This window comes from Fictibacillus iocasae (assembly GCF_042665465.1).
GTDB classification, from domain to species: Bacteria; Bacillota; Bacilli; order Bacillales; family Fictibacillaceae; genus Fictibacillus; species Fictibacillus iocasae.
This window is the reverse complement of sequence record NZ_JBHTCP010000052.1, coordinates 187,050-200,912: the sequence shown is the minus strand read 5'-3', so window position 1 is coordinate 200,912 and position 13,863 is coordinate 187,050. Positions and strand designations below refer to the sequence as shown.

Annotated in this window: 17 protein-coding genes; 6 read left to right on the top strand and 11 right to left on the bottom strand. The window is 45.0% G+C overall.

Features of this window, described 5'->3' with window-relative positions:
- Positions 1 to 45 precede the first annotated feature (45 nt).
- The 3 genes from pdaA to ACFQPF_RS18350 all read right to left on the bottom strand — a co-directional run bounded on the left by pdaA (position 46) and on the right by ACFQPF_RS18350 (position 3,376).
- A complete protein-coding gene (gene pdaA / locus ACFQPF_RS18360) occupies positions 46 to 864 on the bottom strand; it encodes a delta-lactam-biosynthetic de-N-acetylase (protein ID WP_379751699.1) in 819 nt (272 codons plus the stop codon).
- Between the two features lie 127 nt (positions 865 to 991).
- Positions 992 to 2,611: a fumarate hydratase gene (locus ACFQPF_RS18355; protein WP_379751697.1), complete on the bottom strand. Its 1,620-nt coding sequence runs from the start codon at positions 2,609 to 2,611 to the stop codon at positions 992 to 994.
- A 576-nt stretch (positions 2,612 to 3,187) separates the two neighbouring features.
- Positions 3,188 to 3,376 (bottom strand): SE1561 family protein, encoded by a 189-nt coding sequence (locus ACFQPF_RS18350; RefSeq protein ID WP_379751696.1) that lies wholly within the window; start codon positions 3,374 to 3,376, stop codon positions 3,188 to 3,190.
- A 133-nt stretch (positions 3,377 to 3,509) separates the two neighbouring features.
- Here ACFQPF_RS18350 and yfkAB point away from each other — a divergent pair, with 133 nt between their 5' ends.
- Both yfkAB and ACFQPF_RS18340 read left to right on the top strand, forming a co-directional pair.
- Positions 3,510 to 4,619 (top strand): radical SAM/CxCxxxxC motif protein YfkAB, encoded by a 1,110-nt coding sequence (gene yfkAB, locus ACFQPF_RS18345; protein ID WP_379751694.1) that lies wholly within the window; start codon positions 3,510 to 3,512, stop codon positions 4,617 to 4,619.
- A 95-nt stretch (positions 4,620 to 4,714) separates the two neighbouring features.
- Positions 4,715 to 5,041, top strand: a complete 327-nt coding sequence (locus ACFQPF_RS18340; protein WP_379751779.1) for a winged helix-turn-helix transcriptional regulator — start codon at positions 4,715 to 4,717, stop codon at positions 5,039 to 5,041.
- 45 nt (positions 5,042 to 5,086) lie between these two features.
- On the opposite strand, the gene ACFQPF_RS18335 is transcribed toward ACFQPF_RS18340, so the two are convergent.
- Positions 5,087 to 5,935, bottom strand: a complete 849-nt coding sequence (locus ACFQPF_RS18335; protein ID WP_379751692.1) for a YfkD family protein — start codon at positions 5,933 to 5,935, stop codon at positions 5,087 to 5,089.
- Positions 5,936 to 6,091: 156 nt separating this feature from the next.
- Here ACFQPF_RS18335 and ACFQPF_RS18330 point away from each other — a divergent pair, with 156 nt between their 5' ends.
- Both ACFQPF_RS18330 and ACFQPF_RS18325 read left to right on the top strand, forming a co-directional pair.
- The gene (locus ACFQPF_RS18330; RefSeq protein WP_379751777.1) at positions 6,092 to 7,321 is read left to right on the top strand and encodes an MFS transporter; all 1,230 of its coding nucleotides are present in this window, start codon (positions 6,092 to 6,094) and stop codon (positions 7,319 to 7,321) included.
- An 84-nt stretch (positions 7,322 to 7,405) separates the two neighbouring features.
- On the top strand, positions 7,406 to 7,855 hold the full coding sequence (locus ACFQPF_RS18325) for a TlpA disulfide reductase family protein (RefSeq protein ID WP_379751690.1): 450 nt from the start codon (positions 7,406 to 7,408) through the stop codon (positions 7,853 to 7,855).
- A 102-nt stretch (positions 7,856 to 7,957) separates the two neighbouring features.
- Here the strand turns inward: ACFQPF_RS18325 and ACFQPF_RS18320 are convergent, their stop codons facing one another.
- From ACFQPF_RS18320 to ACFQPF_RS18305, 4 genes are all read right to left on the bottom strand, one after another.
- On the bottom strand, positions 7,958 to 8,437 hold the full coding sequence (locus ACFQPF_RS18320) for a VanZ family protein (protein ID WP_379751688.1): 480 nt from the start codon (positions 8,435 to 8,437) through the stop codon (positions 7,958 to 7,960).
- A 78-nt stretch (positions 8,438 to 8,515) separates the two neighbouring features.
- On the bottom strand, positions 8,516 to 9,118 hold the full coding sequence (locus ACFQPF_RS18315; protein ID WP_379751686.1) for a DedA family protein: 603 nt from the start codon (positions 9,116 to 9,118) through the stop codon (positions 8,516 to 8,518).
- 326 nt (positions 9,119 to 9,444) lie between these two features.
- Positions 9,445 to 10,329, bottom strand: a complete 885-nt coding sequence (locus ACFQPF_RS18310) for a YihY/virulence factor BrkB family protein (RefSeq protein WP_379751684.1) — start codon at positions 10,327 to 10,329, stop codon at positions 9,445 to 9,447.
- A 4-nt stretch (positions 10,330 to 10,333) separates the two neighbouring features.
- Positions 10,334 to 10,807 carry a hypothetical protein gene (locus tag ACFQPF_RS18305; RefSeq protein WP_379751682.1) on the bottom strand — a complete coding sequence of 158 codons (474 nt, stop codon included), beginning with the start codon at positions 10,805 to 10,807 and terminating at the stop codon, positions 10,334 to 10,336.
- 163 nt (positions 10,808 to 10,970) lie between these two features.
- Between ACFQPF_RS18305 and ACFQPF_RS18300 the strand changes: the two genes are divergently transcribed.
- The gene (locus tag ACFQPF_RS18300; RefSeq protein WP_379751680.1) at positions 10,971 to 11,225 is read left to right on the top strand and encodes a GlsB/YeaQ/YmgE family stress response membrane protein; all 255 of its coding nucleotides are present in this window, start codon (positions 10,971 to 10,973) and stop codon (positions 11,223 to 11,225) included.
- Positions 11,226 to 11,284: 59 nt separating this feature from the next.
- Here ACFQPF_RS18300 and ACFQPF_RS18295 read toward each other — a convergent pair whose 3' ends face one another.
- Complete coding sequence (locus ACFQPF_RS18295) at positions 11,285 to 11,710, bottom strand: GNAT family N-acetyltransferase (RefSeq protein WP_379751678.1); 426 nt, start codon at positions 11,708 to 11,710, stop codon at positions 11,285 to 11,287.
- A 9-nt stretch (positions 11,711 to 11,719) separates the two neighbouring features.
- Complete coding sequence (locus ACFQPF_RS18290; RefSeq protein ID WP_379751676.1) at positions 11,720 to 12,190, bottom strand: low molecular weight protein-tyrosine-phosphatase; 471 nt, start codon at positions 12,188 to 12,190, stop codon at positions 11,720 to 11,722.
- A gap of 123 nt (positions 12,191 to 12,313) precedes the next feature.
- Between ACFQPF_RS18290 and ACFQPF_RS18285 the strand changes: the two genes are divergently transcribed.
- On the top strand, positions 12,314 to 13,036 hold the full coding sequence (locus ACFQPF_RS18285) for an SIR2 family NAD-dependent protein deacylase (protein ID WP_379751674.1): 723 nt from the start codon (positions 12,314 to 12,316) through the stop codon (positions 13,034 to 13,036).
- A 108-nt stretch (positions 13,037 to 13,144) separates the two neighbouring features.
- Here the strand turns inward: ACFQPF_RS18285 and ACFQPF_RS18280 are convergent, their stop codons facing one another.
- Positions 13,145 to 13,852 (bottom strand): ABC transporter ATP-binding protein, encoded by a 708-nt coding sequence (locus ACFQPF_RS18280; protein ID WP_379751672.1) that lies wholly within the window; start codon positions 13,850 to 13,852, stop codon positions 13,145 to 13,147.
- Between the last annotated feature and the right edge of the window lie 11 nt (positions 13,853 to 13,863).

Below are 13,863 nucleotides of genomic sequence, written 5' to 3'. Positions count from 1 at the left end.
GTGTATCAAACAAAAAAGTGCTCTCAGGACCCAGGCGAGAACACATCATGGTGATATAAATATGGCTGGTGTTTGCTGTGATGCCGCAAGTTCGTCTAAGCTTTTGAACTGATAACCGCGCTTTCTTACGTCATCAATCACCTTACTTAGAGCATCGCTGTTATCCTTTGATACGGTATGAAGCAGCAGGATTGCACCCGGATGGATCTGCTTCATGATTTGGTTGTACGAATATTGCCAGCCGCGCTGTCGGTTAGTATCCCAATCGGGAAACGCGAGCGACCAAAATACATGGGTGTATCCCTGTTCTTTGGAAAAAGCTACACTATTTTCCGAAAATACACCTTTAGGCGGTCTCACATACATCATTTCAGACTTGCCCGTAATTTCTTGATACCGGCTCTTTACCTTCTGCAGCTCCGTTTTTAATCGCTCTTTACTGATTGATGTCATATCAGGATGATGAAAGGTGTGGTTGCCTACTATGTGACCCTCATCCGCCATTCGTTTGATCAGATCGGGATCTGTTTTCATAAACTGTCCTGTCACAAAAAACGCAGCCGGAACCTTTTTTTCTCGCAGCACGTTCAGCACATCATCGGTATACCCGTTTTCATAGCCATTATCAAACGTCAAATAAATCTCTTTTTTAGATGTATCTCCAATAAATATCGTGCCATACTTTTCCATTAACGAATAAAATTTTCTGTCTGTCACAGGAGGCTGTTCGCCCCCTCTTTTTTCAAAATACCATTCATGCCGCTCGGTGGACAAAGAATGGCCGGCAAGTGAATGATATCCTGTAAAAGTGATTACTATCGTCAGGATTCCAGCGATTATGCCCGTTTTTAGCGATAACTTCATCCTTTTTCCTCCCTTTTTCTTACCCTTAGGTTCTGAAAATCAAGGCAAAGTTATTCGGCTTATGTCATGCGGGAGTTTTTACCATTAAAAAAAAGCCCGCATAACATGCGCAGGCTTTCCGATTAGGTTATTTGAATACATGCTCTTTAAATTGCGCCAATTTTTCTAACGATGATTTATCTACATCCTCATGCAGACTGTTCCCATGAGCGTCCATCGTCACGACTGCGGTAAAGCCGTTAACTCGAATATGCCACATCGCTTCAGGAACTCCAAACTCCATTAAGTCGACGCCCTCTACCTTTTCCATGCACTCAGCATAGTATTGAGCTGCACCGCCGATCGCGTTCAAATATACACCGCCATGCTCCTGCAAGGCTTTTAGCGTTTTAGGCCCCATTCCGCCTTTTCCGATAACCGCTCGTATGCCAAACTTTTTCATGATGTCACCTTGATAAGGCTCCTCTCGAATACTCGTCGTCGGTCCGGCAGCCTTAACGATCCAGTTTCCTTCCTCATCTTTTGCCATGACCGGCCCGCAGTGATAAATAATCTGACCGTTCAGATCAATCGGAGCATCATGATCCATTAAATGCTTATGAATTGCGTCGCGTCCTGTGTGCATCATACCGTTGATCGTTACAACGTCACCCACCTTCAACGCGCGCACTTGCTCTTCAGTAACCGGCGCTTCCAATGTCACCACATTGTTTTCAGCCGATGCTTCAACCGTTGCCGCCGCTTCATTCGCTGCTGCTTGGCTGAAGTCTTCATCTGGACCCTCCTGGTAAAGCCAGTCGATGATCTCTCCAGTCTGCGGATTGATTTTCACACCAAGACGTCGATATGCCCAGCAATTATACGCAACAGAAACGAAAAAGCTTGCCGGAATACGGTTAATCACACCTACTTTGCACCCAAGCAGCGTCGTCTCGCCCCCAAAGCCCATCGTGCCGATACCAAGCTTATTCGCATTCTCCATCACATACTCTTCCAGCTTGCGAAGGTTTTCATTAGGATTCACATCATCCACAGAACGGAAAAGCATCTCCTTCGCCAGCTCATATCCACTCGTCCGGTCGCCACCAATACCCACACCGATAAAGCCCGCACTGCAGCCCTGCCCCTGCGCTTGGTACACCGAATGCATTATGCACTTACGAATGCCATCAAGATCTCGACCCGCACGGCCAAGCCCATCAAGCTCTGCTGGAAGGCTGTACTGAATGTTCTTATTCTCACAGCCGCCGCCTTTTAAAATAAGACGTGCATCGATATAATCTTCTTCCCATTGCTCAAACTTAATCACCGGCGTGCCATCACCCAGATTATCTCCGCTGTTCTCTCCAGTAATCGAATCAACAGAATTCGGACGAAGCTTCGTATCCTTCGTCGAGTCGGCAATCGCTTGGCGAATCGCCTTTTTCATCTCGATCTGATTCACTCCAACAGGCACCTTGATCTTAAACGTCGGCAATCCCGTATCCTGACAAATCGGAGACACATTTTCATCCGCTTTTAAAATATTCCCTGTTATCGTTTCAAGCGACATAGCCGCTCTTGTTCCCGCGTTTTCTTTCATCTTTGCCGCTTGAATCGCACGGCGCACATCTTTCGGAAGCTTTGTCGATGTTTCTACAATCAGCTTGTACATGCTTTCCTGAAACTTCTCCATGTTCTCCATATCCCCTTTTGCGCTTTTGAAAGCGATATCACTATACAGAACATTATAAAGAAAAATTTCCATTAGTTAAAGGAAATGCAATGATATTTAAGAACGTATTAAGCGGTTAATCTCCGTTCCAGGTGCTCGCTTTCCGCAGGGTGGGCGGTGAGCGCTCTCGTCGCAAGCGCCATTGAGAGGTCTCACCTGTCCCACTTATCCTGCAGGAGTCGAGCACCTTACACTCCGATTAACTTTAACAATGATGACTAACAGACCTTTCATCAGCACTTTCAATGAATTAATTTATTTAATCGAAGATGATAACAATTTGCGCATTACCTCAGCCCAAGAAATATCAAACAAAACAAAATAAAACATATCAAAACAACCAAACCCTCTATTACTTCCCAGCGTCCCACAGTGGGGTCCGGTACCGATAAAGGTCTTCATTATCCCGAAGGGCATAATCTCGGTACCGGACCTCTGGTTAGCTTCAAAGAACATGTTCGCCATCCTCCGCCTAAGTACCAAACCATCTCGGTACCGGACCCCAGGTTAGCACCGAAGAACATGTTCGCACATACTCCGCCTAAGTACCAAACAAAAAAATAAACACCGCCCGATTTTTCATTGTTAGGCGGTGTTTGTTTTAGCTTTTTAGCTTTCCCAGTCGTAGCGGAATTGTTTGCATTTTTGTTCTAGGTCATCGAGCATGCCGATGATGCGGTCGATTTCTTCTACGCCCGCTGTTTCAGCATCTATCGTATCCAGGGTCTGGAGAAGAAGGTCCATTCGGTTTTTAATATATTCTTTTTGTGTGTTTTTATCATTTATCGAGTTGCCCACGAACATCTCTCCTTTCCTGTCTACTGTAACAAGGGGCAGGGATTTTGCCAACCCAATCTTTAGATTTTGCTTTATTTGCGGTATGATAGGCATTGATTTCATTCTATGTTTTACGAAATAAAGGAGCTTTTTCATGACTGTTCTGCAAAAAATCACGCCGTCCTATGACCCTTGGGAAGCTTATATGGACATCGAGGAACACGGCCGGCTTACACTGTCCAATATAGAAGTAACCACCACAAACCTGTGCAACATGAGATGCGCACACTGCGCAGTCGGCTACACCCTGCAAACGAAAGATCCTGATGCACTTCCGCTTGACTTGATCATAAAGCGCCTTGATGAAATTCCTGATCTGCGTGCATTCAGCATTACTGGCGGCGAACCGATGCTTTCGTTAAAATCGGTTGACAATTATGTGGTGCCGCTTTTACAGTATGCCCACGAGCGTGGAGCACGCACACAGATTAACTCGAATCTCACGCTCGATATTAAGCGGTATGAGAAAATCGTCCCCTATCTTGATGTCCTTCATATTTCACACAACTGGGGAACAGAAGAGGAGTTTGCTGAAACCGGCTTTGCCGTTATGGAACGCAAGCCGTCGGTAGAGCAGCGGACCAGCTATTTTGACCGGATGGTCGAGAACGCTCAGATGCTTACAGAGCGCGGAGTGATTGTTTCAGCTGAAACGATGCTGAACAAACGCACCTTGCCTTATTTAGAAAAAATCCACCAGCATGTTCTTGAAATGGGCTGTCAGCGCCATGAAATTCACCCTATGTACCCTAGCGACTTCGCCAGTGCGCTTGGTGTGCTTTCACTTGAAGATACGCGAAAAGCGATTAACACGTTGCTCGATGTTCGCGATCGCAGCACATGGATGCTGTTCGGCACGCTGCCTTTTTACCCATGCTCAAAAAACGAAGAAGATCTTGCTCTATTAAAGCGGCTATACAGCGAAGAAAATGTAACCGTTCGAAACGATCCCGACGGCCGATCCCGTCTAAACATTAATATTTTTGACGGACAAATTATCGTTACCGATTTTGGTGATACACCCGCTCTTGGCAATATTCAAGATACGTCACTTCCTGATGCCTTTCAGAGCTGGATGAAAACAAAAACGGCACAATCGCTGAACTGCCATTGTCCTGCCGTTAAATGCCTGGGACCTAACCTGCTTGTTAAAGATATGTACTACAAAAGCCACGACTTCTCCAAGCTGTCCTCTAACCTTTAAAAATGCAGGACACTTTACAAAAGTAAGTCTTGGGGTTACTATTATAGGTAATAATAGCTATGGAGAAAACTCCAACAAGCATGAGGTGATGCATGATGGACTACAATACAATGTGTCCCAAGTATGAAGTGACAATCGATATAATCGGTAAAAAATGGACAGGCCTGATCATCCGCGTATTGATGGGCGGTGCTAAACGGTTCAAGGATATTAAAAAACAGATTCCTGAAATGAGCGACCGAATGCTGACAGAACGCATGAAGGAGCTTGAGAATGTTGGAATCGTTGTGCGCCACGTTTATCCAGAAACACCAGTCCGTATTGAATATGAACTAACAGAAAAAGGCCAGTCATTAAAAACCGTCATTAACTCCATTCAGGAATGGAGCGAGCAATGGGTAGGCGACTGTCAGGTAAAGTAAAGGAAAAAACCATGAATCCGGGAAGCTAGATCCATGGTTTTTCTTTTATCTCGCTGTATTAAAGCGGAACGATAAATGATCTTGAACGGGAATCCAAGCCCCGATTCCTTGCTGCGTTACGTTCTGCACTTCAATCTTGCGCTTTCCACCTTTAAGAACAATGTATACTTCACCGTAAGCCACTCGTCCGCGCTCATTAACCGCTGGTACATAGCTGTATAGCAAGCCTACCTGCTTTGGTGCGATGTTATAGGGGATGTTTTTCTTTGTGGCTGCACCAATGTTTGTTTGGAACGCTAACGGAAGCTCCGTTTTTTGCGATGCTGAAATGATCATCATCTTTTTAACCGCTTCTTCATTTGGAATGTGCGCAGTCAGTCCGCCTGTCACCCGTTTATGTGTCACCTGGCTGTACGAGAGGACCGCACTTCCCTTACCTCCGCGATTATCCAGGCGGTTCGTGTTCGCCTGCTGATATTCCCAGTTAACCGATGTTTTAGTGGACTGATACGAAAGTGGATATTGCCCTAAAAAGATTCTGGCTCTATACCAGAACGCAACTTTAGAAGCAGATATGCTGGACTCGTTTAACAAACGGATCAGTTCTGGATTCGTAATTCTCACATTAGACGTTTTAAGCATGTCTTTCGCGAGCTTGCTCGGCTCTAAATAGGGAATGTCCTGTGCAGAGTTTGGATAAGTATTTTCTTTTGAAATATTAACAACCGAGTTTGGCACCTTAACCGCTGCCTCTTGCTTCGGCTCCTGCTTCGGCAATGGCTTTTGCTCCTGCTTTTGCTCTTGCTTCGGTTCTTTTTTCACTTTTTCTACTGCTAATGCGTGCCCCGGTAATAAGAGTAACGTTATCATAACGATCACAAGAATTTTCTTCATGATTATCCTCCTTTCATATTTCTATTTTTTTCTCACGTTTAAAATTTATCCCATGAAGAAGAAGGATATTATTGGTTTTCCATCCTTGAACATAACAGACTTGCCGAGCGGACATTGCTTTATAGTAATCGTGAACACTTCTCACTTTCACGTACAATGTGTACAATAGGCAATGACAATGATTGCCCTTCACGAGGAGACTTTAACATGTTAACCAAATATAAATTTTCAGTGCTTGTAAGCATCGTGTTCATTTCCGGCTTCGCCCAAGGCATGCTGCTGCCGATTATCGCGGTGCTGCTTGAAACAAACGGTACGTCATCCTGGATGAATGGATTGAACGCGACCGCTTTGTATGCGGGCATCCTGATCGCCTCCCCTTTTATCGAAAAACCATTAAGAAAGTTTGGCTATAAGCCCCTCATCCTTACCGGCTTATTGGCTGTTTCAGCAGCTTTCCTCCTTTTCCCTGTCTGGAAGCTGTTTTGGTTTTGGTTTGTACTCAGACTAGTTATTGGAATTGGTGACCATATGCTGCACTTTTCAACGCAGACTTGGATCACTTCGAACAGTCCAGAGGACAGGCGCGGCAGGAATATCTCTTTGTATGGTATCGCGTTTGGATCAGGCTTCGGAATTGGTCCGCTCATGACGAAGCTGCTGGAATATAACGAAGATCTTCCTTTTATCGCTGCTGGCTTATTATGCCTTGTTTCGTTTGTAGTGATGAACACGATCAAGAATGACTTTCCTGAGCTGGCCGGGTCGAGAGAGAGCGTCTCATCCATGAAAGAAAGATACGGCCAAGTATTTAAAATGGCATGGCCGGCGCTGCTTCCGCCATTTGGATACGGCTTCTTGGAGGCAACATTACACGGGACGTTCCCTGTCTACGCGCTAAGAAGCGGCCTTTCCCTTGATTGGGTCGCCATTCTTCTCCCTGCATTCGTTATTGGAAGTCTCGTATTTCAGCTGCCGCTTGGTACATTGAGTGATCGATACGGACGCAAGCCGATCTTGCTGTTTTGCCTGTCAGGCGGGTTCGTTTCCTTCTTTCTGACTAGCTTCGCACGCGGTGAAATGTGGCTTTATTTAACCCTTTTTATTTTAGCGGGTGTGTTTGTTGGTTCCCTTTTCTCTTTAGGCATTGCTTACATGAGTGACATTTTGCCAAAGCATCTGCTTCCTGCCGGGAACATCCTGGCTGGCATCACGTTCTCTCTAGGCAGCATGGCAGGGCCTGTTATTGGCGGGCTGTCCATCAGCTCGTTCGGCAAACAGGCTTTCGCACTGCCCATTTGCGTGATGCTGTTTGTCCTGTTCACCGCCATCATATTAAAGAAAAGTTCTGCTGCTGTTCCGCATAAGATAACGAAAGCTGGCTGAAAATAAGCATTCCATTTTCATTTTTCATCGCTTTGATTTATACTGTTAATTAGATAATAATTATTATTAATAGGAGTGGTTGTAATGCGTTTGCGTGATGAAATGCCAGAATTTAATGGAGCAGCAGAATGGATCAACGGAGAGGTGTCAAAAAGCGAATTGATCGGCGAAAAGCCTACACTCGTTCACTTTTGGTCAGTAAGCTGCGGTTTATGTAAGGAAGCGATGCCAAACATTAACCAGTTTCGTGATGATTATAAAGATGAACTGAATGTTGTGGCTGTTCATATGCCCCGCCAGGAAAGCGACCTTGATCTCAATTCGGTGAAGGAAACAGCACGTGAGCATGATATTACGCAGCCGATCTTTGTCGACAACGAACATTCGTTAACAGATGCTTACGAGAACCAGTATGTTCCTGCTTATTATGTGTTTGATGCAGAAGGCAAGCTTCGCCATTTCCAGGCTGGCGGCGATGGCATGAAAATGCTCACAAAACGTGTGAACCGTGTGCTGGGCAAAGAAACAAAATAACGGACAGCAGTAAAAGATAACCAGGCTGAAACTAAGCCTTTTCAGCCCCAGTTCACTTGTTTTTAAAGTAAAAAAAATAACCTTGTGGCTCATGCCTCAAGGTTATTTTTTATGAATGATATTTCTTTCGATCAATCGGAAGATAAGAGCGCAAATTTTGAATAATAATAATCCCATTAAGGTTCCGATGCCGTTAAGCAGGATATCGTCTATATCAAAAATCCGCTGTGCGTAGCTGTACTGCAGCATTTCAATAAGAGCGCTCGTCCCAAATCCGATTATAAACATCGTACGCCAAGAAGAAAAGACACGGCTGATTAGCGGAAGTAAAAACCCTAAAGGGAAAAACAGCATCAAATTTCCAATAATGTTCTTAAAGATAAGCCAATAATCACCGCTGTGCCACATGAGCCGAATGCTGTCAAAAAGCACAAGATTCATGGATTTCCCGTAAACATAGTGATTATACGTAAACAATGTGGCATAGAACAGGATCGTTACATAAAGAAGAAAAAGAACGGCGCCGGTCCATCTCCATTGCAGCCTGACTTTTTTCTTTTGTGTTATGCGTTTGGTGCTCATTCTTCATTCCCCTTTAACCGCTTGTCCCTCAAGTTTACCATGCACTCCTAATAATTGTATGATTCAATCGGTGTAACTTTAACTGTTTTTTAATTTTCTATGCTTGTTATATTTAATCAAGACCAGTACAATCAGAGCGGCCACTATCACTAGTGCAATCGGACCCATGTATTCTTTTACCATCGGACCGGCTTCTTTCCATTTTGGGCCGAATTTTTCTCCTAAATAAACATAAAACGCAGTAATAGGAAACATGGCAATAAACGTATAAATGGAGAAAACCCACACATTCATTTTTGCCATTCCGCACGGAACGCTGATGGTCGTTCGTACGCCAGGCAAGAACCGCCCAAAGAAAGCTACTCCTGCACCGTATTTCTCAAAAAAATCATCCGCTGCCTTAATTTCTTTCTCCCGAATAAACACATATTTACCGTACTTCAATAGAAACGGTCTGCCGCCGTAACGCCCGACTGCATAAAGGGTAAGCGGTCCTAACGTGCCGCCTACAGTGCCGGCAATGACGGTCCCCCAAAAGTTCAAGTCGCCTTCATACACCCAATATCCAGCAAGCGGCAGCACGAGCTCTGCTGGTACAAACTCAAATGTCAGTGCGATAATAACGCCTATATAGCCAAATTGTTTTAAGTATTCAACGAACGATAAAATCATGGATTCCATGGCTTGTCCCTCCTTCAATTTGTATACCTGCTAAATAAGCGGGTCTACCATGAATGCACATCATTATAACAAGAAATAAATCACGGGACAAACCAAACCTGTAAAGTAAAGAAAATCTTGACTGGCCAACAAGCTTTAAGTCAGATTTCATTTTAATGGGCAGGAAAAAACCCGCCGTGAGCGGGTTCTTGGTTAATGGAAATTATTCTTTTTGTTCTGGCTGCCGCTTGTTTTGTGCTGGCTGTCGTTCTTGTTGTCTTTGTTATTATGTGATTTGCCTTGTTTCTTGCTCATCGGGCTCGTCCTCCTTTTATGAAAGGATACGATTAAGATTCCCGAAAACGTTCAGATAATAAGCCCCTTTTCTTGGCATAGCTGACTTTGTATTTATGAAGGGTAGCGTTCAATACACCACCGCTCAAAAGGACAATGCCGGTTAAATAGAACCAAAGCATCAGAACGATAATCGCACCGAGGCTTCCATAGGTTGCTGAATAATTGCCGAACTGCTCAACGTAGAACGCGAAACCGAGCGATACGATCTGCCACAGCAGTGTGGCCGCCACCGCGCCATACCATACTTCAGTAAATTTCAGCTTTTTGCATGGACCCATGTAATATAAAACCGAAAAAACCGTGGAGATGACAAGAAAGCTGATCAGCCAGCGAATCAGGCCCCATATTTGCAGGAATGCCGCATCGAGTCCAAGATAAGAGAAGGCAACATTCCCAATGGCCTTGCCGAACACTGGAAGCACGAGAGCTACCACGATGGCAAAGATCAGACCAAACGTCAAAAAGATGGATAACAGGCGGCTGATCCAAAATTTCCGGCACTCTTCCACACCGTACGCTTCATTCAAGGCGTGAATAACGGCGTTGATTCCATTGGACGCCGACCAAATGGTGGCAACAATACCGAACGAAAGAAGGCCTCCTTTTCCGCCATCAACTACGGAAACGAGGTTTTCTTCAATAATATCCAAAGAATCACTGGGCACATAATGCTCCAACAAATCCAGCGCCTCTGCTGGTGTGATAAAGAAGCCTCCCAGCGTAATCATGAAAATAAGGAACGGGAACAGCGAAAGCAAAAAGTAATAAGCGAGCTGGGCAGAAAGATCGGTTACTTCTCCTTTTTTAAATCCTTGGTAAAATTCTTTTGCGAACGCTTTAGGTGAAATGGAATCCAGGATTCGAAAAAGTTTCAACGGACTACAGTCCCTGTGTATGGCCAGGAAGCGTTTCGTTTCTTACAGCCGGTGCCTGTGCTCCTGAGGCGATCTGATGCCCGGCCTCTCCTGCCTTATGGCCGATTTCTTTAAGCTCCATACCCGTTTCTTTCAATTCCATACCCGCTTCCTTCAAATGCTGAACGGCTTCCATACCTGACTGCTTGATGCTTTCAATATGAGTAGAAGCCGATTTTAAGTCCTCCATTAATTCTTTTCCTGAAGCGGCTGCAATTTGAATCCGTTCTTTCAGCATGTTTGTTGTCTCTTTTGGATTATGTCTTACTTCAGATACAATAACAGCGGATTTCTTTCCCATTTGTCTAAATTGATGAATGACTGTATTCCGCGTTTCGCGATCCAGCATCGCCAATGCGGCCCCTGCAAGAGCACCTGCCATCATACTTTTCCATAATAATGAATGATCTTGCTGATAATTAACATAATTCGTTTGCATAACAGATATCGCTCCTTTACTTATTTAGTTCTTTTTAATCTTCCCCGCAAGCCCTATGTCACAAACATTTTTACAACATTGTTTATAAATAAAACGCATTGGGTAACTTATGAGTACAGCCGAATAACACACAAAAAAAGCAAAGAAAAAGGAGGAATCCGAAATGGGATTTTTATGGGCACTTATTATCGGAGGTATTATTGGATGGCTAGCAGGATTACTAACAGGCCGTGATGTACCAGGCGGAATTATCGGCAACATTATTGCTGGTTTCGTTGGTGCTTGGCTTGGAGGATTAATCCTAGGTGACTGGGGACCAGACGTAGCAGGATTTGCAATCATCCCTGCAATTATCGGAGCCATTATCGTAGTGCTTATCGTGAGCGCCATCATGCGCGGCATGAGAAAAAGAGCATAACATAGAAAAAAGGAGTCTTCCTCTAATCAGGGGACTCCTTTTTTCATGTTATAGGATTTTTACAGGTTCTTTTTAAAAACATACGACACACGATCATATCCCGCTTTGTCCTCGTAGAAACGATGAGCGTCTACTCTTTCAAAGTTGGAGCTTAGCGCCACACACGAGCAGCCGTTTTGGGCGGCAAATGACTCTAGGAATGCAAGCATTTCATATCCGAATCCTTTTGAGCGAGCTTTGTTGTCTGTAACAAGATCATACACCCATACATGCTTTCCATAATACAAGTTCGTCAGCACGGCGATACCGGCTGCAGCCCTGATCTCTCCCTCATCCACGAGTGCAAAGAGCGTGTAGCCTTCCTCTTGCATCTCCCCGACAAGCTCAGCAAACAAATCTTCTGTTAAATGCGTTCTTAATTGGCGCATGACCGGAAAAGCTTCCCGAAACTCATGCGGTTCGTTTAATTGCCGAATTTCCCCCATCACTGCCTCCTAAAGCGATTCACGCCGAACAATTTCATTCAGCAGATTCTCGCATCCTTCTGTCACTAAGTCGTATACCTCTTGAAAATTTCCTGTAAAGTAAGGGTCCGGTACATCCTCAAACTCACTTCTCGGAACAAAATCCAACAAGCGGGCAATGCGTCCTGTTTTTCTCTGACTCGCCATGCGATGCATGTTGCCGATATTCTCCGCATCCATTCCAATCAAGTAATCAAAATCTGTCAGATCCGACTGTCTTAACTGCCTTGCCTTTTGGCCGGAATACGAAATGTTCCGTTCGCTCAGCACTCCGCGAGTCCCTTCATGCGGAGGTTCTCCCACATGCCAGTTACCCGTTCCCGCAGAATCAATGGTTATTTTATGTGAAAGCCCGCGGTCTTCTACCAGCTTGCGGAACACTGCTTCCGCCATTGGAGAGCGGCATATATTCCCTAGACAGACGAAAAGTACTTTAATCATAAAAACAAATCCCCCTTAATACGGTTACTAAAAGTATACCTCTTACTTCTGAAAAAATTAAGAGGAGCTTATCTTTTAAGAGACTATGTTATGATGAGAAAAAAAGAACAGGGAGTGTGCAAATTGGACCGAAAAATCCTTGAACTGGCCGACTGGATGAAGAAATCCAAACAGACGGTGCTGCTTACGGGAGCAGGCATGTCTACAGAAAGCGGCATCCCTGATTTCCGGTCACAGACTGGCCTTTGGGCGAAATATGATCCCGCTTACGTATCTTCCACTGACGCTCTTCGCGATCATTATGATCTGTTTCGAGATTTCTACTCATTGCGCATTCAAGATATCACGACCCTCAGCCCGCATGAAGGCTATCACGCCCTATCCGAAATGGAGGCTAAAGGGTTCATCACGTCCATCGCCACACAAAACGTCGATGGATTTCATGAGCTCTCAGGTGCCAAGGATGTATGGGAGCTTCATGGTTCATTGCGGACGGTATCATGCCATGATTGCGGATGTTCTGGCACACACCTTGAATTTACCAATAAACAGAGCTGTTCGCATTGCAATGGCAAGCTGCGTCCGGATATTGTGCTATTCGGCGAGATGCTTCCTCAGGACGTTTGGAATAAGGCCATCAGCGCAATCGAGCAGTCCGACCTTGTTATCGTCATCGGAACAAGTCTTCAAGTCTATCCCGTTAACCAGCTGCCCACGCTGACAAAGGGCAAAACGGTCTTAATCAATAACGAAGCTTCCAGCCACTCCCATCCGTTTGATTTGACCATTCTTGGCAGCGCACGTGATACTTTACTGCAGCTATCTGAAGCGGTTCTAGGAAACTAACTCTTTTTAAAGCATGATAAAAGAAGAAAACCGTTCCCCTAAAAATCGGAACGGTTTTCTTCTTTCTTTCCTAAGCTAGCTTAGGAATACTCAATAGAATAAACATAACTAAGCCAAATACGCTTCACGCACCTGTTCGTTTGTAATAAGATCGGACCCCAGTCCGCTCATGACAATCTCGCCTGTTTGAATCACATATCCACGGTGAGCGACTTGCAGCGCCTGAAATGCGTTTTGCTCAACAAGCAGAATAGTCATGCCTTCTTTGTTCAACTCGGTAATAATGTCAAAAATTTGTTCGACGATAACCGGTGCTAGCCCCATGGATGGTTCATCGAGCAATAGCAGATCCGGCTGGCTCATGAGCGCCCGTCCAATCGCGAGCATTTGCTGTTCGCCGCCGCTCATCGTACCGCCTTTTTGAGACAGTCGCTCTTTTACTCTTGGAAAATAGTGAAACACCTTTTCCATTCGCTGCTGCACAAGCTTCTTATCGTTAACAGAAAATGCCCCCATTTCGAGATTTTCTTTTACCGTTAGCCTCGGGAAAATCCTTCGGCCTTCAGGAACGTGGGCAAGCCCTGTCTTCGCTGTCACATGAGCGGGCTGGCTCGCAATGTTTTTGCCGTTGAACAGCACACTGCCTGACTTTGGCTGCACTTGGCCGCAGATCGTTTTCAGTGTGGTGGACTTGCCTGCCCCGTTCGAACCGATCAATGTAACAATCTCTCCCTTATTTACGGTAAGGGAGATGCCCTTTAATGCATGAATGCCGCCGTAATACGTCTGTATGTCTTTCAGTTCTAGAATGCTCATGCAGTCTCTCC